Below are 19,675 nucleotides of genomic sequence, written 5' to 3' on the forward strand. Positions count from 1 at the left end.
AGCACATGCCCTCCGCACTCCCCGACGGCGAGCCCGTCCCCGCCGACGGTGCCCTGCCCGCCTCCGCCCTCGCCGGGGCGGCCGACCGGCCCCTCGGCTTCTACCTGCACGTCCCGTACTGCGCCACCCGCTGCGGCTACTGCGACTTCAACACCTACACCGCCACCGAGCTGCGCGGCTCCGGCGGCGTGCTGGCCTCCCGGGACAACTACGCCGCCACGCTCGTCGACGAGGTCCGGCTGGCCCGGAAGGTCCTCGGCGACGACCCGCGCGAGGTGCGCACGGTGTTCGTCGGCGGCGGGACGCCTACGCTGCTGGCGGCCGGTGACCTGGTGCGGATGCTGGAGGCGATCCGGGAGGAGTTCGGGCTGGCCGCCGACGCCGAGGTGACCACGGAGGCGAACCCCGAGTCCGTCGACCCGGCCTACCTGGCGGCCCTCCGCGAGGGCGGCTTCAACCGGATCTCGTTCGGCATGCAGAGCGCCCGGCAGCACGTGCTGAAGGTGCTGGACCGCACCCACACCCCCGGCCGTCCCGAGGCGTGCGTCGCCGAGGCCCGCGCCGCCGGCTTCGACCACGTCAACCTCGACCTGATCTACGGCACCCCCGGCGAGTCCGACGACGACTGGCGGGCCTCGCTGGACGCGGCGGTCGGTGCCGGGCCCGACCACGTCTCCGCGTACGCGCTCATCGTCGAGGAGGGCACGCAGCTCGCCCGTCGCATCCGGCGCGGCGAGGTCCCGATGACCGACGACGACGTGCACGCCGACCGCTACCTGATCGCGGAGGAGGCGCTGTCCGCCGCGGGCTTCGCCTGGTACGAGGTGTCGAACTGGGCGACCTCCGACGCCGGGCGCTGCCTGCACAACGAGCTGTACTGGCGGGGCGCCGACTGGTGGGGCGCGGGGCCCGGCGCGCACTCCCACGTGGGCGGGGTGCGGTGGTGGAACGTCAAGCACCCGGGGGCGTACGCGGCGGCCCTCGCGCAGGGCCGCTCGCCGGGCGCGGGCCGGGAGCTGCTGTCGGACGAGGACCGGCGGGTGGAGCGGATCCTGCTGGAACTGCGGCTGGAGGAGGGGGTCCCGCTCTCGCTCCTGCGGACGGAGGGGCGGGCGGCGGCGGACCGTGCGCTGCGCGACGGGCTGCTCCGGCCGGCCGCGTACGAGGAGGGCCGCGCGGCCCTCACCCTGCGCGGACGGCTGCTGGCGGACGCGGTGGTGCGGGACCTGGTGGACTGAGCGGGCGCCGTGCCGCCCGGGGGCGGGCGGCACGGCGACCCCGTCAGGCGCCCGGCGCCGTGACGAAATCGATCAGTTGCTCCACCCGGCCCAGCAGCTCCGGCTCCAGGTCCTTGTAGGAGCGGACCCGGCCCAGGATGTGCTGCCAGGCCGCCCCGGTGTTCTCCGGCCAGCCCAGCGCCCGGCACACCCCCGTCTTCCAGTCCTGGCCGCGCGGCACCCGGGGCCAGCCGGGGATGCCCACCGAGGAGGGCTTCACCGCCTCCCAGACGTCGATGAACGGGTGGCCCACCACCAGCGCGTGCTCACTGGTGACCGCCTCGGCGATGCGCCACTCCTTGGAGCCCGGCACGAGGTGGTCGACCAGCACCCCCAGGCGGGCGTCGGGGCCGGGGGAGAACTCCTCGACGACCGACGGCAGGTCGTTCACACCCCCCAGGTACTCCACGACCACGCCCTCGATGCGCAGGTCGTCGCCCCACACCTTCTCGACCAGCTCCGCGTCGTGCCGCCCCTCGACGTAGATGCGGCCCGCGCGGGCGACCCGCGCGCGGGCCCCGGGCACCGCGACGGAGCCGGACGCCGTACGGCTGGGGCGGGACGGTCCGGAGGCGGGCCGCACCAGCGTCACCACCCGGCCCTCCAGCAGGAAGCCGCGCGGTTCCAACGGGAACACCCGGTGCTTGCCGAAACGGTCCTCCAGGGTCACCGTGCCGGCCTCGCAGCGGATCACCGCGCCGCAGAAGCCGGTGCCGGGCTCCTCGACCACCAGACCGGGGTCGGCGGGCACCTCGGGCACCGGGCCGGACTTCTTCCAGGGAGGGGTCAGGTCGGCGGAGTACTGGCGCATCCTGCCGACGATACGAGGCAGCCCCCGTCACGGCCGGCGCGACACGCCGAACCGGGCCGCCAGCGCCCCGCGTTGGGCCCGCACGAACGCCGCGTCGACCACCGCCCCGTGACCGGGCACGTACCGCGCGTCCGGGCCGCCCAGGGCCAGCAGCCGGTCCAGGGCGTCCGGCCAGCGGGACGGCACCGCGTCCGGCCCGGCCTGCGGTGCGCCCGACTCCTCCACCAGATCGCCGCAGAAGACCACCGGCGGGTCGCCCGGGACCAGGACGGCCAGGTCCCGCGCGGTGTGCCCCGGGCCCGCGTTCACCAGCACCGCCTCCGTGCCGCCGCCGAGGTCCACGACCACGTGGCCGGACACCTCGTGCCCCGGCCGGACCAGCGCGTCCGCCGCCCCGGCCGCCTCCCGCTCGTCCAGCCCGTGCCGCACCGCGTCCGCGCGCAGCCCCTCCGCCGACCACGCCGCCGCCGGGCCGGTCGCCGCGAACACCTCCGCGCCCGCGAACACCGCGGCCCCCAGCACATGGTCGAAGTGGGGGTGGGTCAGCGCGAGATGCGTCACACGCCGCCCGGCGAGCGCCTGCGCCTCGGCCCGCACCCGCGCGCCCTCGCGCAGACTCGAACCGGCGTCGACCAGCAGCGCGCCGCCGGTACCGGTGACGAGCCCCGCCGTGCAGTCCCACACCGGAAGGCGGCACCGGAACACCCCCGGCGCCACCCGTTCCCATCCCGACACGTCCCGATCGAAGGTCATACCGCGACGCTAGCGGGCAGAACGCCCACCTGCGCGAACCCGTCGCGCCGGGCCTTGCCCGGGGCGTACTCCCCGGCCGTACACTGGGCCGGGGAAGTCTGGCACTCGCATGTGAAGAGTGCCAGGACCAGCAACGGGCAGCGGCGGATCGCTTCTGGAGGTGTGTGCGCGATGCTCAGTGAACGCAGGCTCCAGGTGCTGCGCGCCATCGTTCAGGACTATGTCGGCACCGAGGAGCCGGTGGGCTCCAAGGCGCTCACCGAACGGCACAACCTCGGCGTCTCCCCGGCCACCGTGCGCAACGACATGGCGGCCCTGGAGGACGAGGGCTACATCGCCCAGCCGCACACCAGCGCCGGGCGCATCCCCACCGACAAGGGCTACCGCCTGTTCGTCGACAAGCTCGCCGGGGTCAAGCCGATGAGCCCGCCCGAGCGGCGCGCCATCCAGAACTTCCTGGAGGGCGCCGTCGACCTGGACGACGTGGTGGCCCGCACGGTGCGGCTGCTCGCGCAGCTGACCCGGCAGGTGGCCGTGGTGCAGTACCCGTCGCTGACCCGCTCGACGGTGCGGCACGTGGAACTGCTGTCGCTCGCCCCGGCCCGCCTGATGCTCGTGCTGATCACGGACACCGGCCGGGTCGAGCAGCGCCTGGTGGACTGCCCGGCGCCGTTCGGCGAGGCGTCCCTGGCGGACCTGCGGGCGCGGCTCAACAGCCGGGTCGCGGGCCGCCGGTTCACGGATGTGCCCGGCCTGGTCGAGGACCTCGCGGAGGCGTTCGAACCGGAGGACCGGGGCGCGGTGTCGACCGTGCTCTCCACCCTCCTGGAGACCCTCGTCGAGGACAACGAGGAGCGGCTGATGATCGGCGGCACCGCCAATCTCACCCGTTTCGGACACGACTTCCCCCTGGTGATCCGGCCCGTCCTGGAGGCACTCGAGGAGCAGGTCGTGCTCCTCAAGCTGCTCGGCGAGGCGAAGGATCCGGGCGTGACCGTCCGTATCGGTCACGAGAACGCCCACGAAGGACTCAACTCCACGTCCGTCGTGTCGGTCGGCTACGGTTCGGGCGGCGAAGCAGTCGCCAAACTGGGTGTGGTCGGACCGACCCGCATGGACTACCCGGGAACGATGGGAGCGGTACGCGCAGTGGCACGGTACGTCGGACAGATCCTGGCGGAGTCGTAGTGGCCACGGACTACTACGCCGTACTCGGCGTGCGCCGCGACGCGTCGCAGGAAGAGATCAAGAAGGCCTTCCGGCGGCTCGCCCGCGAGCTCCATCCGGACGTCAACCCGGATCCGAAGACCCAGGAGCGGTTCAAGGAGATCAACGCCGCCTACGAGGTGCTGTCGGACCCGCAGAAGAAGCAGGTCTACGACCTCGGCGGCGACCCCCTGGCGCAGGCGGCCGGCGGCGGCGCGGGCGGCTTCGGGGCCGGTGGCTTCGGCAACTTCTCCGACATCATGGACGCGTTCTTCGGCACGGCCTCGCAGCGCGGACCGCGCTCGCGCACCCGTCGCGGCCAGGACGCGATGATCCGCATCGAGGTCGAGCTCGACGAGGCCGCCTTCGGCACCACCAAGGACATCCAGGTCGACACCGCCGTCGTCTGCACCACGTGCAGCGGCGAGGGCGCCGCGCCCGGCACCACCGCGCAGACCTGCGACATGTGCCGCGGCCGGGGCGAGGTCTCCCAGGTCACCCGGTCCTTCCTGGGCCAGGTCATGACCTCGCGCCCCTGCCCGCAGTGCCAGGGCTTCGGCACGGTCGTGCCCACGCCGTGCCCGGAGTGCGCCGGTGACGGCCGCATCCGCTCCCGGCGCACCCTCACCGTCAAGATCCCGGCCGGTGTCGACAACGGCACCCGCATCCAGCTCGCCGGCGAGGGCGAGGTCGGCCCCGGCGGCGGGCCCGCCGGCGACCTCTACGTCGAGATCCACGAGCTGCCGCACCCGACCTTCCAGCGGCGCGGCGACGACCTGCACTGCACGGTGACCATCCCGATGACGGCGGCGGCCCTCGGCACCAAGGTGCCGCTGGAGACGCTGGACGGCATGGAGGAGGTCGACATCCGGCCCGGCACCCAGTCCGGCCAGTCGATCCCGCTGCACGGCCGGGGCGTCACGCACCTGCGCGGCGGCGGCCGGGGCGACCTCATCGTGCACGTCGAGGTGCAGACCCCCTCCAAGCTGGACCCGGAGCAGGAGCGCCTGCTGCGGGAACTGGCCAAGCTGCGCGGCGAGGAGCGTCCCCAGGGGCAGTTCCAGCCCGGCCAGCAGGGCCTGTTCTCCCGCCTGAAGGACGCGTTCAACGGCCGCTGACGGCGTCCCCGGGACCGGTCCGTGACCGGTCCCGGCCCGGGCCGCGCGGGCCGGGGAGCCCGCCCGCGCCCTCCCCGACCCGCCCCCGCGTCTCCCGTCGAACGGAATGTGCCGGCGGGAAGGGTCAATTCGGACGCGTCCCGCGGACGTGACACCATGCCGTCATGTCCTCCGCGCTGACCGATCTCCTCCCGCACCCGATCGTGCAGGCCCCGATGGCGGGAGGGGTCGCCGTGCCGCGCCTCGCCGCCGCCGTGTCCGACGCGGGCGGGCTCGGGTTCCTGGCCGCCGGGTACAAGACCGCGGACGGGATGTACCAGGAGATCAAGCAGCTGCGCGGACTGACCGGCCGCCCCTTCGGCGTCAACGTGTTCATGCCGCAGCCCGAGACCCCCGACCCCGCCGCCGTCGGCGTCTACGCGCACCAGCTGGCCGGCGAGGCGACCTGGTACGAGACCGAGCTGGGCGACCCCGACAGCGGCCGCGACGACGGCTACGACGCCAAGCTGGCCGTGCTGCTCGACAACCCGGTGCCGGTGGTGTCGTTCCACTTCGGCGTGCCCGCCCCCGAGGTCCTCGAAGCGCTCCGCCGGGCCGGCACGTACACCCTGGCCACCGCCACCACCCCCGAGGAGGCCCTGGCGGTGGAACGCGCGGGCGCCGACGCCGTGATCGCCCAGGGCGCCGAGGCGGGCGGCCACCAGGGCACCCACCGGGACGCCCCCGAGGCCGACGGCTCCGCCCTGGGACTGCTGTCCCTGCTCGCCCAGGTCCGCGAGACCGTCTCGATCCCCGTGGTCGCCGCCGGGGGCATCATGCGCGGCAGCCAGATCGCCGCGGTGCTCGCCGCCGGGGCCGACGCCGCCCAGCTCGGCACGGCCTTCGTCGCCACCCCCGAGTCCGGGGCGCACGAGGCGCACAAGCAGGCCCTCACCGACCCCCTCCACGTCCGCACCGAGCTGACCCGGGCCTTCTCCGGCCGCCCGGCCCGCGCCCTGGTCAACCGCTTCCTGCGCGAGCACGGCCCCTACGCGCCCGCCGCCTACCCCGACGTCCACCACCTCGCCGCGCCCCTGCGCAAGGCGGCGGCCAAGGCCGGTGACCCGCAGGGCATGGCGCTCTGGGCGGGCCAGGGCCACCGGCTGGCCCGGGAACTGCCCGCCGGGCGGCTGGTGGAGGTGCTGGCCGCCGAACTGGCCGCCGCCCGGGCGGCGTTGTCCGACGGAGGTGCCCGATGACCGCGCCGGTGTTCGTCGTCGACGGCTTCGATTCCGACCCGGCGGGCCCCTACGTGCTCGACGGGCCGGAGGGCCGGCACGCCGTCTCCGTCAAACGCCTGCGGGCCGGGGAGGACGTCGTCCTCACCGACGGCGCGGGACGCTGGGCCGAGGGCCGGGTCGAGGGGACCGAGGGCAAGGACCGGCTGCTCGTGCGCCTCGCCGACGTCGTCACGGAGGAACCCGGAACGCCCCGCCTCACCGTCGTCCAGGCCCTGCCCAAGGGCGACCGGGGCGAGCTGGCCGTGGAGACGATGACCGAGGTCGGCGTCGACGCGATCGTGCCGTGGGCGGCCTCGCGCTGCATCACCCAGTGGAAGGGCGAGCGCGGACTGAAGTCCCTCGCCAAGTGGCGGGCCACCGCGCGCGAGGCGGGCAAGCAGTCCCGCCGGGTGCGTTTCCCCGAGGTCGCGGACCCGGCCACCGGCAAGCAGGTCGCGGCCCTGCTCGCCGGGGCGGACTTCGCGGCGGTGCTGCACGAGAGCGGCACCGAGCCGCTGGCGACCGCCCCGCTTCCCGCCGCCGGGCACATCGTGCTGGTGGTCGGGCCCGAAGGCGGAGTGTCCCCCGAGGAGCTGGACCTGTTCGCCGGCGCCGGCGCGCGGGTGTGCCGCCTGGGCCGGAGCGTGCTGCGCACGTCGACCGCCGGGACCGCCGCGGCGGCCCTGCTGCTCGGCCGCACCGGACGCTGGGGCTGACCCGCCCGCACCCCCTGCCCCGCGGAACCCGCCGGAGCCTCCCGGGTCGCCGGGAGCTGCCCGGCCTCCCACCACGGCCCCCGCTCGACGCCCCCGGCCCACCACCGTGACCGCGCGGGCGGACGCCGTGCGCGGGGGCTCGTGGCGCGGCCGAATGCGCCCTACCGCCGGGCCCGCGAGGGTGGCAGTCTGCCGTTCATGCGGGTACTGGTGAGGAGTTGGCTGCGGCCGGTGCTCATGGCGGGGGGTGCCGTGCTCGCCGTCGGCGGCCTCGTCGCGTGCGAGCCGGGCGGACTGAGTTCCGCCGCCGTGGCGTACACCACGGACGAGACCGTGACCGAGGAGCTGGAACGGCGCAAGGCCGGTGTCCGGTGGCTGAACTGCACCGCGGACTTCGGCGAGCGGAGCGGCGCCTCGGCGTCCTCCGGCGAGAGGACCGTGGCCTCCGTCGACTGCGAGGGCGAGACCGACGACGGCAAGGACATCACCGTCACCGGCAGGATCACGCACGCCGTCAACGGCGCCTGCGTGCGCGGGACCATCGTCGCGAAGGTGGACGGCAGGCAGCGCTTCCGGGTCGACGGGCTCGGCGACTGCGACGCCGCCACCCCCTCGCCCGTCGGACAGGCCCCGGACGACGGCCCCCGCCCCACCGTCACGGTGACCGTCACCACCACCGTGTGGTGCGAGCAGTACCCCTCGTGCCGCCCCGTCGAGGGCAAGTGATCGAAACCCCTGGCCGGGGGCACCGCCGCGTGCGTAGGGTGATCGGGTGACACAGCCTGCATCGGACGCATCCGCCGCGTATCTCCGGTTCCCGCATCCGCACGGCGAGTTGGTCGCCTTCACCGCCGAGGACGACGTGTGGCTCGCCCCGCTCGACGGCGGCCGGGCCTGGCGGGTGAGCGCCGAGAACGTGCCGGTGGCCCACCCGCGCATCTCGCCCGACGGCACCACCGTCGCCTGGACCTCCACCCGCGACGGCGCCCCCGAGGTGCACGTCGCCCCCGTCGACGGCGGGCCCGCCCGGCGCCTGACGTACTGGGGGAGCGTCAAGACCCAGGTGCGCGGCTGGACCTCCGACGGTCAGGTCATCGCGGTCACCACCCACGGCCAGCCCGGCATCCGCCGCACCTGGGCGCACGCCGTCCCGCTCGACGGCGGGCCCGCCACCCGGCTGCCCCACGGCCCCGTCGGCGACCTGGCGTTCGGCCCGGCCACCGTGCTGCTGTCCGCGCAGATGGGCCGCGAGGCCGCCTGGTGGAAGCGCTACCGGGGCGGCACGGCCGGCAAGCTGTGGATCGACCGCGAGGGCGACGGTGAGTTCGTCCGCCTCCACGAGGACCTCGACGGCAACATCGAGTACCCGCTGTGGGCCGGTGACCGGATCGCCTTCCTCTCCGACCACGAGGGCACCGGCGCCCTGTACTCCTCCCTCGCCGACGGCTCCGACCTGCGCCGCCACACCCCCCTCGGCGGCTTCTACGCCCGCCACGCCGCCACCGACGGCACCCGCGTCGTGTACTCCAGCGCCGGTGAACTGTGGATCCTGGACGACCTGGACGGCGCCGAACCGCGCCGCCTCGACGTCCGGCTCGGCGGCCAGCGCGTCGACCTCCAGCCCTTCCCGGTCAACGCCGGCCGCTGGTTCGGCTCCGCGTCCCCCGACCACACCGCGCGCGGCAGCGCCGTCTGCGTCCGCGGCACCGTCCACTGGGTGACCCACCGCTCCGGTCCCGCCCGCGCCCTGGCCGCCACCCCCGGCGTCCGGGCCCGCCGCCCGCGCACCTTCCGCGCCGACGGCGAGGAATGGGTGGTGTGGGTGACCGACGCCGAGGGCGACGACGCCCTGGAGTTCGCGCCCGCCACCGGCCTCGCCCCCGGCACCACCCCCCGCCGGATCGCCGCCGGACGGCTCGGCCGCGTCCTGGAGCTGGCCATGGCGCCCGACGGCAGCCGGGCCGCGGTCGCCTCGCACGACGGCCGGCTGCTCCTCGTCGAGCGGGAGACCGGCGAGGTCCGCGAGGTCGACCGCAGCGAGAACGGGGACGTCTCCGGGCTGGTGTTCTCCCCCGACTCCTCCTGGCTCGCCTGGTCCCACCCCGGCCCGCGCCCGCTCAGCCAGCTCCGCCTCGCCAACACCACCGACCTGTCCGTCACCGAGGCCACCCCGCTGCGCTTCCAGGACTACGCGCCCGCCTTCACCCTCGACGGCAAGCACCTGGCGTTCCTCTCCACCCGCGCCTTCGACCCGGTCTACGACGAGCACGTCTTCGACCTGGCCTTCGTCGAGGGCGCCCGGCCGCACCTGATCACCCTCGCCGCGACCACCCCGTCGCCGTTCGGCCCGCAGCGCCACGGCCGCCCCTTCGAGACGCCGGACCGGGAGGAGACCCCCGACAGCGAGGGCACCCCCACCACCCGCGTCGACCTGGACGGCCTCGCCGACCGGATCGTGCCGTTCCCCGTCGAGGCCGCCCGCTACTCCCACCTGCGCGCCGCCAAGGACGGGGTGCTGTGGCTGCGGCACCCGGTGCGCGGCGTGCTCGGCGCCTCCCGCGCCACGCCCGACGACCCCGACCCCCGGACCGAGCTGGAGCGCTACGACCTCGCCCAGCACCGGATCGAGCACCTCGCCGCCGACGCCGACCACTTCGAGGTCAGCGGCGACGGCAAGCGGGTGCTGCTGTGGACCGACGGGCGGCTCAAGGTCGTCCCCAGCGACCGGCGCGCCCCGAACGACGACGACAGCGACGGCAACATCACCGTCGACCTCGGCCGGGTCCGCCAGTTCGTCGACCCGGCCGCCGAGTGGCGGCAGATGTTCGACGAGGCGGGCCGCATCATGCGGGACCACTTCTGGCACCCGGAGCTCAACGGCGTCGACTGGGACGCCGTCCTGGACCGCTACCGCCCCGTCCTCTCCCGCCTCGCCACCCACGACGACCTGGTGGACCTGCTGTGGGAGGTGCAGGGCGAACTCGGCACCTCGCACGCCTACGTCACCCCGCGCGGCGGGTACGGCGACGGCCCCCGGCAGGGACTGCTGGGCGCGGACCTCTCCCGCCACGAGGACGGCACCTGGCGCGTCGACCGCATCCTGCCCTCCGAGACCTCCGACCCCGACGCCCGCTCCCCGCTCGCCGCGCCCGGCGTGGCCGTCCGTCCCGGCGACGCGATCGTCGCCGTCGCCGGACAGCCCGTCGACCCCGTCACCGGCCCCGCCCCGCTGCTGGTGGGCACCGCGGGCAAGCCGGTCGAGCTGACCGTCTCCCCGGCCGGCGGCGGCGAGCCGCGGCACGCGGTCGTCGTGCCCGTCGCCGACGAGGAACCGCTGCGCTACCACGCCTGGGTCACCGACCGGCGGGCCTACGTGCACGAGACGTCCGGCGGCCGCCTCGGCTACATCCACGTCCCCGACATGCAGGCCCCCGGCTGGGCGCAGATCCACCGCGACCTGCGCGTCGAGGTGACCCGCGAGGGCCTGATCGTGGACGTGCGGGAGAACCGCGGCGGCCACACCTCCCAGCTCGTGGTGGAGAAGCTGGCCCGGCGCATCGTCGGCTGGGACCTGCCCCGCGGCATGCGGCCCGAGTCCTACCCGCGGGACGCGCCGCGCGGCCCCGTCGTCGCCGTCGCCAACGAGTTCTCCGGTTCCGACGGCGACATCGTCAACGCGGCGATCAAGGCCCTCGGCATCGGCCCGGTCGTCGGCACCCGCACCTGGGGCGGCGTCGTGGGCATCGACAGCCGCTACCGCCTGGTCGACGGCACGCTCGTCACCCAGCCCAAGTACGCCTTCTGGCTGGAGGGTTACGGCTGGGGCGTGGAGAACCACGGCGTCGACCCCGACGTCGAGGTGGTGCAGCGCCCGCAGGACCACGCGGCGGGCCGCGACCCCCAGCTCGACGAGGCCGTCCGGATCGCGCTCGCCGCCCTGGAGGAGAACCCGGCGAAGGAGCCGCCCGAGCTGCCCTGACCGCGGGCCGTCGCCCGGCCCCGGCGGATACGATGCCCCGGTAAGCGAGCATCCGGGGCCGAGGAGGCACACCCATGGCAGGCGAGCCGCAGGACGACTGCCTGTTCTGCAAGATCGTCGCAGGACAGATCCCGGCGACGATCGTCCGCGAGACGGACACGACCGTCGCGTTCCGGGACATCAACCCGCAGGCGCCGACCCACGTCCTGGTGATCCCCAAGGCGCACCACCAGGACGCGGCGGCCCTCGCCGCGGCGGCACCCGACATCGCGGCGGACGTGCTGCGCGAGACGCAGGCCGTCGCCGACCAGGAGCAACTGGACAGCTACCGCATCGTGTTCAACACCGGCAGCGGCGCCGGCCAGACCGTCTGGCACGCCCACGCCCACGTGCTGGGCGGACGCGGCCTCGAATGGCCCCCCGGATAGTCCGGACCGGCCGTCACATGTCCGTACGCGAACTGGTCGTGCTCGGCACCGCCAGCCAGGTCCCCACCCGGCACCGCAACCACAACGGCTACCTGCTGCGCTGGGACGGCGAAGGCATCCTGTTCGACCCCGGCGAGGGCACGCAGCGCCAGATGCTGCGCGCCGGGGTCGCCGCGCACGACCTGAACCGGATCTGCGTCACCCACTTCCACGGCGACCACTGCCTCGGCCTCGCCGGGGTCATCCAGCGCATCAACCTGGACCGCGTCCCGCACGAGATCACCGCCCACTACCCGCGCTCCGGGCAGCGCTTCTTCGACCGGCTGCGCTACGCCACCGCCTACCGGGAGACCGTCGCCCTCACCGAGGCCCCCGTCGACACCGACGGACCCGTGGCCCGCACCCCCGGCTACACGCTCCGGGCCCGCCGCCTCTCGCACCCGGTGGAGTCCTACGGCTACCGGCTCACCGAGCCCGACGGCCGCCGCATGCTCCCGGACCGGCTCGCCGCGCACGGCATCACCGGCCCGGACGTCGGCCGCCTCCAGCGGGACGGCGTCCTCGGCGGGGTCCGGCTGGAGGACGTCAGCGAGGTGCGGCGCGGGCAGAGCTTCGCGTTCGTCATGGACACCCGGCTGTGCGACGGGGTGCACGCGCTCGCCGAGGGCTGCGACCTCCTCGTCATCGAGTCGACCTTCCTCGACGAGGACGAACAACTCGCCACCGACCACGGTCACCTGACGGCCGGTCAGGCCGCCCGGGTGGCCCGGGACGCGGGCGTGCACCACCTCGTCCTCACCCACTTCAGCCAGCGCTACAGCGACCCGGCGGAGTTCGAGCGGCAGGCCCGCGCCGCCGGTTTCGAGGGCGAGCTGACCGTGGCCCACGACCTGCTCCGGGTGCCGCTGCCCAAGCGCCGCTGACACGGTCCCCAGGCACCCGGTCGTACGATGCTTCGATGCCCGTACCCAAAGCCGAACTGCACCTTCACATCGAAGGCACCCTGGAACCCGAGCTGGCCTTCGAGCTCGCCGCCCGCAACGGCCTCACCCTGCCCTGGGCCGGCACCGAGGCGCTGCGCGAGGCGTACCGCTTCGAGGACCTGCAGTCCTTCCTCGACCTGTACTACGCGCTGATGGCGGTGCTGCGCACCGAACGGGACTTCGAGGACCTCGCCGACGCCTACCTCGCCCGCGCCGCCGCCCAGGGCGTGCGGCACGCGGAGATCTTCTTCGACCCGCAGGCCCACCTCGCGCGCGGCGTCCCCCTGGACACGGTCGTCGACGAGCTCTGGCGGGCCCTGGGCCGCAGCGAGGAGCGGCACGGCGTCTCCACCCGCCTGATCATGTGCTTCCTGCGCGACGAGTCCGCCGCCTCCGCCCTGGCCACCCTGGAGGCCGCCCGCCCCCACCTGGACCGCATCACCGGCGTGGGCCTGGACTCGGCCGAGGCCGGCCACCCGCCGTCGACGTTCCGCGAGGTGTACGAGGCCGCCGCCGCGCTGGGCCTGCGCCGGGTCGCCCACGCCGGGGAGGAGGGCCCGCCGGAGTACATCACCGAGGCCCTGGACGTGCTCGGCGTCGAACGCGTCGACCACGGGCTGCGCTGCGTGGAGGACCCCGCGCTGGTGGCACGGCTGGTGCGCGAGGGGGTGCCCCTGACGCTCTGCCCGCTGTCCAACGTCCGCCTGCGCGCGGTCGACACCCTCGCCGACCACCCGCTGCCCGCGATGCTGGACGCCGGCCTGATGTGCACGGTCAACTCCGACGACCCGGCCTACTTCGGCGGCTACGTCGGCGACACCTTCGACGCCGTCGCCGAAACCCTGGGCCTCGGCCCGGAGCGCCTGCGCGACCTCGCCCGCAACTCCTTCCTCGCCGCCTTCCTCGACGACGACGAGGAACGCCGGGCGCGCTACCTGGCCGAGGTGGAGGCGTACGCGTTCGACTGACGCCCCGGGCGGGCAGGGGGCGCGAGCGGCGGACGTCCGCGCCCGGCTCACACCGCCCCCGGCGCCCGGGCCGCCGCGGCCGTGTCGTAGGCGCCGCGAGCGGGGGCGGGGGTGCCGTCGAGGGGGATCTCCACGACCTCCTGCTCGGCGGCGCCGACCTCCGGGACCGCGCCCGCCGGGGTGCCGGGGGCCGCGGCGACCACCACGGCCGCCGGGTGCCCGCCGCGGCGGCGGACCGCGCCCGGCAGCAGCGGCCGGCCGCCGGTGTGCAGGGCGACCGCGGTCATCGGGACCGCGACGACCAGTAGTCCGGCGCCGAGCACCGCGCCCATCACCGGGAAGCCCGCCTGCGCGGACAGCAGGCTCCCGGTCAGCGGACCGGCCGCCGTGCCCAGCGAGGAGGCCGAGCCGACCAGCACCGCCCACCGGCCGCGCGGGTCCAGGGAGGCGGCGAGGCCGATCAGGTAGGACAGGACGGCCGGGTAGACGGTGTTCCAGGCGATCTCCCCGGCGGCGAAGCCGGCCAGCCCGGTCGCGGAGGCGCTGAGCGCGATGCAGCCCGCGATGAGCACGGTGCCGCCGCCGATCGGCAGCGCCCGCCCCAGCCGCGCCCCGAGCGCGCCCGCGGCCAGCACGCCCAGCAGCCCGGCGCCCAGCGACACCGCGAAGACGGCGCCGACGGTGGGCTCGCTGAGCCGGGCCTGGGTGACGCCGATCCGTCCGCTCATGCCCCACAGGGCGTTCTGCGCGAGGGACCAGAACACCATGGCGCCCGCGAGGACCAGCCCCGACCGCCGGTACGGCAGCCGGCCGGTGCCGGGGGCGGCGCGGTGCGCGACGGGTGCCGGGCCGGGCAGCCGGGACGTCAGCGGCCACACGGCGAGCGCGGTCAGCGCGATGGCCGCCAGGGTGAGCCCGTGACCGGGGAGGTGAGGCACCGTCAGGTACACCACGCCGGCCAGCGCGGAGACGCTGAGCAGACCGAGGGTGGACCCGCGGTGCGGGTCCGGTTCGGCGGCGATGCGGGTGGCCGCCACGGTGGTCGCCGTGCCGGAGCCGAACCCGCCGATCACCGCGCCCGCGACGACGGCCGGGACGGCGGTGGTGACGGCGGCGGCGCCGTAGCCGATCACCGCCAGGGCGAGTCCGAACCGGGCGAGGGCGCGCGCCCCGGCCCGTTCGACGCGGGCGGCGAGCAGGAAGCCCGCCAGGGCGGAGCTCAGCAGCAGCGCGCTGCCGACGGCGCCCGCCTGGGTGGGGGAGAGGTCCAGCCCCCGTTCCAGCCGGCCGACGGTGGTGGGGAGCAGATACGGGGCGAGGTACCCGGCCGTGAACAGGGCGACGAGGGGCCAGGGGGTGGTGCGAGGGGCGAACACGGGCGTTCCCGGGGCGTGCGAAGGGGAGGGTGCGGAATGCGGGGTGGGAGCGACGACCGTCGACGGACGGGAACGCGCCGGCAATTTGTATCAAGCGGAAGAAGCGATTCGGGAGGATGATCGATGTGATCCGCACCACACTTTGGTTTGCGGATGTCTGTACCGGGTAGCAGTGCACGCCAACGCCTCCCCGGAGCGCCGTTCCGGCAGGTGGGAGCGGCTCCGGCGCGATGACCGCGGCGATGTCGGCGGCGTGGTGCAGACTGGCCTGATCCGCACCATGTCAGGGAGCGCACCGTGATGGCGTCCACCGGACCGGCCGGAGAACGGAACAGCGACGACACCGCCGCCCGCGGGGCGCCGGCTCGGGAGCGCACGCATCTCGACCCGCTCGCCGCCCTGCGCACCCGCGACGACCCGCCCTGCGACGTCTACCTCACCGGAACGGTCTTCCTCGACATCGTCTTCACCGGCCTCGACTCCGCGCCGGTGCGGGGCACCGAGTCCTGGGCGCGCGGCATGGGCTCCAGCCCCGGCGGCGTCGCCAACATGGCCACCGCCCTCGCCCGCCTCGGCCTGCGCACCACCCTCGCCGCCGCCTTCGGCGACGACCACTACGGAGAGTACTGCTGGGACACCCTCGCCCAGGGCGAGGGCATCGATCTCGGCCCCTCGCGCACCGTCCCCGGCTGGCACTCCCCGGTCACCGTCTCCATGGCCTACGAGGGCGAGCGCACCATGGTCTCCCACGGCCACGAACCGCCCCCCGAGGAACCCGCCCCCACCTGCCCGCCCCGCGCCCGCGCGGCCGTCACCTCCCTCACGCCGGGCCGCAGCGCCCCCTGGATCGCCCAGGCGGCCCGCCGCGGCACCCGCGTCTTCGGCGACGTCGGCTGGGACGACACCGGCACCTGGTCCCTGGCCGGACTGCCCGACCTGCGGCACTGCGAGGCGTTCCTGCCGAACGCCGAGGAGGCCATGCGCTACACCCGCACCGACTGCCCCCGGACCGCCGCGCACGCCCTCACCGAACACGTGCCGGTCGCCGTGGTCACCCTCGGCGCGGACGGGGCGTACGCGGTGGACCGGCGGACCGGGGAGACCGCCGAGGTGCCCGCCATCGCCGTCGAGGCGCTGGACCCGACCGGGGCGGGCGACGTGTTCGTGGCCGGGTTCGTCGCCGGCAGCCTGGCCGGCTGGCCGCTGGCCGACCGGCTCGCCTTCGGCGGCCTCACCGCGGCGCTCTCCGTCCAGGAGTTCGGCGGCTCGCTGTCGGCGCCCGGCTGGACCGAGATCGCGGCCTGGTGGCGCGAGGTGCGGTCGGTGCAGGGCGAGGACGCGGCCGAACTCGGGCGCTACGCGTTCCTGGACGCCCTCGTCCCGCGCGCGGCGGACCCCCGCTGGCCGCTGCGGCGAGCGGTCCCCACCATCGGCTTCCGCAGCGCCCCCTGACGCCTCCCACCGCCGTCCCCGCCCCCGGTTACGTGCGGCCCCCGAGGCACCGGAACGGCGGCCTCCCCCCGTCGGGGGCACCCGGGAACGCCCGCGCGAAAAGCCCTTCGGCGTTGTCGGTCCCGCGTCGTACCCTGGGAGTCGCGAGGCCGCCCTCAGCTGCGCGGCCCTGACGAGGAGGAATCGCAGGCCTTCAGCGCCGGCCCATGACTCAGACACCCACAGCTCACACCCCCGCGCAGGAGCAGGCGAGAGTCCAGCTCACCGTGCCCGCCCAGCACCCCATGGTGACCGTGCTGGGATCCGGCGACTCCCTCCTGCGCGTGATCGAGAAGGCCTTCCCGGGGGCCGACATCCACGTCCGGGGCAACGAGATCAGCGCGGTCGGCGATCCGGGCGAGGTGGCCCTCGTGTCCCGCGTGTTCGACGAGATGATGCTGGTGCTGCGCACCGGACAGCCGATGACGGAGGACGCGGTGGAACGCTCGATCGCCATGCTCAAGGCGACTGAGAGCGGGGAGAGCGACGGCCAGGAGACCCCGGCCCAGGTGCTCACCCAGAACATCCTCTCCTCGCGCGGGCGCACGATCCGCCCCAAGACGCTCAACCAGAAGCGCTACGTGGACGCGATCGACAAGCACACCATCGTCTTCGGGATCGGCCCCGCCGGTACCGGCAAGACGTACCTGGCCATGGCCAAGGCGGTGCAGGCCCTGCAGTCCAAGCAGGTCAACCGCATCATCCTGACCCGGCCCGCGGTCGAGGCGGGGGAGCGGCTCGGCTTCCTGCCGGGCACCCTGTACGAGAAGATCGACCCCTACCTGCGCCCGCTCTACGACGCGCTGCACGACATGCTCGACCCCGACTCCATCCCCCGCCTGATGGCGGCCGGCACCATCGAGGTCGCCCCGCTGGCGTACATGCGCGGACGCACGCTCAACGACGCCTTCATCATCCTGGACGAGGCCCAGAACACCAGCCCCGAGCAGATGAAGATGTTCCTCACCCGCCTCGGCTTCGACTCGAAGATCGTGATCACGGGTGACGTCACCCAGGTCGACCTGCCCACCGGCACCAAGTCCGGTCTGCGGCAGGTCCAGGAGATCCTGGACGGCGTCGAGGACGTGCACTTCTCCCGCCTGTCGTCGCAGGACGTGGTCCGGCACAAGCTGGTGGGCCGTATCGTCGACGCGTACGAGCAGTACGACAGCGAGCACGGCACCCAGAACGGCGTCCACCAGGGCGGCCGGGGCAGGTCCGGGCACAAGGGGAAGTAGACCGAGCACCAGATGTCGATCGACGTCAACAACGAGTCCGGAACCGAGGTCGACGAGCAGGCGATCCTGGACATCGCCCGCTACGCCCTCGCGCGCATGCGCATCCACCCGCTCTCCGAGCTCTCGGTGATCGTCGTGGACGCGGCCGCCATGGAGCAGCTCCACATCCAGTGGATGGACCTGCCGGGGCCCACGGACGTCATGTCGTTCCCGATGGACGAGCTGCGTCCGCCGTCCAAGGACGACGACGAGCCCCCGCAGGGCCTGCTCGGCGACATCGTGCTCTGCCCCGAGGTCGCCGCCCGGCAGGGCGCCGAGGCGCCGACGCAGCACAGCATGGACGAGGAGCTGCAGCTGCTCACCGTCCACGGCGTGCTGCACCTGCTGGGCTACGACCACGAGGAGCCCGACGAGAAGGCCGAGATGTTCGGTCTGCAGGCCGCCATCGTGGACGGCTGGCGCGCGGAGAAGGGCCTGACCGGCCCCTCCCCGGCGCCGACCGTGTCATGACTCCCGGGCTCCTCCTCGGCGCCCTCGCGCTGGTCGTCGTCGCCTGGCTGTCCGCCTGCGCGGAGGCCGGCATCGCGCGGATCTCCAGTTTCCGCGCCGAGGAGGCCGTCCGGTCCGGGCGCCGGGGCAGCGCCCGGCTCGCACAGCTCGCCGCCGACCCGACCCGCTACCTCAACGTGGCCCTGCTGGTCCGCGTCGCCTGCGAGATGGCCGCCGCCGCCCTGGTCACCTACGCCTGCCTGCGCGAGTTCGACGGCACGGCCGAGGCCCTGCTGATCGCCATAGCGGTCATGGTCCTCGTCTCCTACGTGGCCGTCGGGGTGTCCCCGCGCACCATCGGCCGCCAGCACCCGCTGAACACGGCCACGGCGGCGGCGTACGTGCTGCTGCCGCTGGCGCGGATCATGGGCCCGGTCCCGTCGCTGCTGATCCTCATCGGCAACGCCTTCACCCCGGGCAAGGGCTTCCGGCGCGGCCCGTTCGCCTCCGAGGCGGAGCTGCGGGCGCTGGTGGACCTCGCGGAGAAGGAGTCGCTGATCCAGGACGAGGAGCGCCGCATGGTGCACTCCGTCTTCGACCTGGGCGACACCCTGGTGCGCGAGGTGATGGTGCCGCGCACCGACCTGGTGGTCATCGAGCGCTACAAGACCATCCGCCAGGCCCTCACCCTCGCCCTGCGCTCCGGTTTCTCCCGCATACCGGTCACCGGGGAGAACGAGGACGACATCGTCGGGATCGTCTACCTCAAGGACCTCGCCCGCAAGACGCACATCAGCCGGGACGCGGAGAACGAGCTGGTGTCCACCGCGATGCGCCCCGCGTTCTTCGTGCCGGACACCAAGAACGCCGACGACCTGCTGCGCGAGATGCAGCAGCAGCGCAACCACGTCGCCGTCGCCGTCGACGAGTACGGCGGCACCGCGGGCATCGTGACCATCGAGGACATCCTGGAGGAGATCGTCGGTGAGATCACCGACGAGTACGACCGGGAGATCCCGCCGGTGGAGGAGCTCGGCGACGACCGTTACCGGGTCAACGCCCGCCTCGACATCACCGACCTCGGCGAGCTGTACGACCTCGGCGAGTACGACGACGAGGACGTGGAGACCGTCGGCGGACTGCTCGCCAAGGCCCTCGGTCGGGTGCCGATCGCCGAGGCGTCGTCGGTGGTCGAACTGCCCGACGGCCGGTCGCTGCGGCTGACCGCCGAGGCCGCCGCCGGCCGCCGCAACAAGATCGTCACGGTGCTGGTGGAGCCCGTCGGCCCCCCGCCCCCGCCGGCCGAACCCGTGGTGGAGACGGCCGAGTGACCCCTCGCGAGCCGCGCGAGCCGTGACCGTCCGTCGAGGCGGCCGTGGCCGTGGACGTGGCCGGGCTGCCGCGCGGCCACGTCCACGACCGCACCCGGACCGGCCGTGATCCGCACGGCCGCCCGCGTGGCGCACCGGACGCGAGCCGTGGGGCCGGCCGCGTGACGCACCGCTCGCCAGCCGCTCGGCCGACCGCGTGGCGCACCGCTCGGCCGACCCCGCGGGCGGCTGCGTGGCGCGCCGGCCGTGATC

General features: G+C 74.7%; 17 protein-coding genes. 14 read left to right on the plus strand and 3 right to left on the minus strand.

Features of this window, described 5'->3' with window-relative positions:
- Positions 1–5: 5 nt before the first annotated feature.
- Positions 6–1,238 carry a radical SAM family heme chaperone HemW gene (gene hemW / locus AC02VZ_RS00880; protein WP_432057699.1) on the plus strand — a complete coding sequence of 411 codons (1,233 nt, stop codon included), beginning with the start codon at positions 6–8 and terminating at the stop codon, positions 1,236–1,238.
- Positions 1,239–1,281: 43 nt separating this feature from the next.
- Here hemW and AC02VZ_RS00885 read toward each other — a convergent pair whose 3' ends face one another.
- Together AC02VZ_RS00885 and AC02VZ_RS00890 are read right to left on the minus strand one after the other, a co-directional pair.
- Positions 1,282–2,088 (minus strand): DUF3097 domain-containing protein, encoded by an 807-nt coding sequence (locus tag AC02VZ_RS00885; RefSeq protein WP_432057698.1) that lies wholly within the window; start codon positions 2,086–2,088, stop codon positions 1,282–1,284.
- A gap of 27 nt (positions 2,089–2,115) precedes the next feature.
- Positions 2,116–2,841, minus strand: coding sequence for an MBL fold metallo-hydrolase (locus AC02VZ_RS00890; protein WP_432057697.1), 726 nt, complete (start codon positions 2,839–2,841; stop codon positions 2,116–2,118).
- Between the two features lie 171 nt (positions 2,842–3,012).
- Here AC02VZ_RS00890 and hrcA point away from each other — a divergent pair, with 171 nt between their 5' ends.
- From hrcA to AC02VZ_RS00935, 9 genes are all read left to right on the plus strand, one after another.
- On the plus strand, positions 3,013–4,029 hold the full coding sequence (gene hrcA, locus AC02VZ_RS00895) for a heat-inducible transcriptional repressor HrcA (protein ID WP_432057696.1): 1,017 nt from the start codon (positions 3,013–3,015) through the stop codon (positions 4,027–4,029).
- The gene (gene dnaJ / locus AC02VZ_RS00900; RefSeq protein ID WP_362089448.1) at positions 4,029–5,165 is read left to right on the plus strand and encodes a molecular chaperone DnaJ; all 1,137 of its coding nucleotides are present in this window, start codon (positions 4,029–4,031) and stop codon (positions 5,163–5,165) included. Before hrcA ends, dnaJ begins: the two co-directional genes overlap by 1 nt.
- 164 nt (positions 5,166–5,329) lie before the next feature.
- Entirely contained in the window at positions 5,330–6,403 is a 1,074-nt protein-coding gene (locus AC02VZ_RS00905) for a nitronate monooxygenase (RefSeq protein ID WP_432054452.1), read from the plus strand.
- Complete coding sequence (locus AC02VZ_RS00910; protein WP_432054451.1) at positions 6,400–7,140, plus strand: 16S rRNA (uracil(1498)-N(3))-methyltransferase; 741 nt, start codon at positions 6,400–6,402, stop codon at positions 7,138–7,140. The genes AC02VZ_RS00905 and AC02VZ_RS00910 overlap by 4 nt, the downstream gene beginning before the upstream one ends.
- Positions 7,141–7,338: 198 nt before the next feature.
- On the plus strand, positions 7,339–7,866 hold the full coding sequence (locus tag AC02VZ_RS00915) for a hypothetical protein (RefSeq protein WP_432054450.1): 528 nt from the start codon (positions 7,339–7,341) through the stop codon (positions 7,864–7,866).
- Positions 7,867–7,912: 46 nt separating this feature from the next.
- Complete coding sequence (locus tag AC02VZ_RS00920; RefSeq protein ID WP_432054449.1) at positions 7,913–11,119, plus strand: S41 family peptidase; 3,207 nt, start codon at positions 7,913–7,915, stop codon at positions 11,117–11,119.
- Between the two features lie 74 nt (positions 11,120–11,193).
- Entirely contained in the window at positions 11,194–11,547 is a 354-nt protein-coding gene (locus AC02VZ_RS00925; RefSeq protein ID WP_362089439.1) for a histidine triad nucleotide-binding protein, read from the plus strand.
- Between the two features lie 17 nt (positions 11,548–11,564).
- Complete coding sequence (locus AC02VZ_RS00930) at positions 11,565–12,470, plus strand: ribonuclease Z (protein ID WP_432054448.1); 906 nt, start codon at positions 11,565–11,567, stop codon at positions 12,468–12,470.
- Between the two features lie 35 nt (positions 12,471–12,505).
- On the plus strand, positions 12,506–13,498 hold the full coding sequence (locus AC02VZ_RS00935; RefSeq protein WP_476474244.1) for an adenosine deaminase: 993 nt from the start codon (positions 12,506–12,508) through the stop codon (positions 13,496–13,498).
- Between the two features lie 47 nt (positions 13,499–13,545).
- Here the strand turns inward: AC02VZ_RS00935 and AC02VZ_RS00940 are convergent, their stop codons facing one another.
- A complete protein-coding gene (locus AC02VZ_RS00940) occupies positions 13,546–14,874 on the minus strand; it encodes an MFS transporter (RefSeq protein WP_476474245.1) in 1,329 nt (442 codons plus the stop codon).
- A 300-nt stretch (positions 14,875–15,174) separates the two neighbouring features.
- Here AC02VZ_RS00940 and AC02VZ_RS00945 point away from each other — a divergent pair, with 300 nt between their 5' ends.
- The 4 genes from AC02VZ_RS00945 to AC02VZ_RS00960 all read left to right on the plus strand — a co-directional run bounded on the left by AC02VZ_RS00945 (position 15,175) and on the right by AC02VZ_RS00960 (position 19,423).
- A complete protein-coding gene (locus AC02VZ_RS00945) occupies positions 15,175–16,326 on the plus strand; it encodes a carbohydrate kinase family protein (RefSeq protein ID WP_476474246.1) in 1,152 nt (383 codons plus the stop codon).
- Positions 16,327–16,532: 206 nt separating this feature from the next.
- Entirely contained in the window at positions 16,533–17,603 is a 1,071-nt protein-coding gene (locus tag AC02VZ_RS00950) for a PhoH family protein (protein WP_432054444.1), read from the plus strand.
- Between the two features lie 12 nt (positions 17,604–17,615).
- Positions 17,616–18,113: an rRNA maturation RNase YbeY gene (ybeY, locus tag AC02VZ_RS00955; protein WP_432054443.1), complete on the plus strand. Its 498-nt coding sequence runs from the start codon at positions 17,616–17,618 to the stop codon at positions 18,111–18,113.
- Positions 18,110–19,423: a hemolysin family protein gene (locus AC02VZ_RS00960; protein WP_432054442.1), complete on the plus strand. Its 1,314-nt coding sequence runs from the start codon at positions 18,110–18,112 to the stop codon at positions 19,421–19,423. The genes ybeY and AC02VZ_RS00960 overlap by 4 nt, the downstream gene beginning before the upstream one ends.
- The last annotated feature ends 252 nt before the right edge of the window (positions 19,424–19,675 follow it).

Source organism: Streptomyces sp. 3-6, assembly GCF_056323165.1.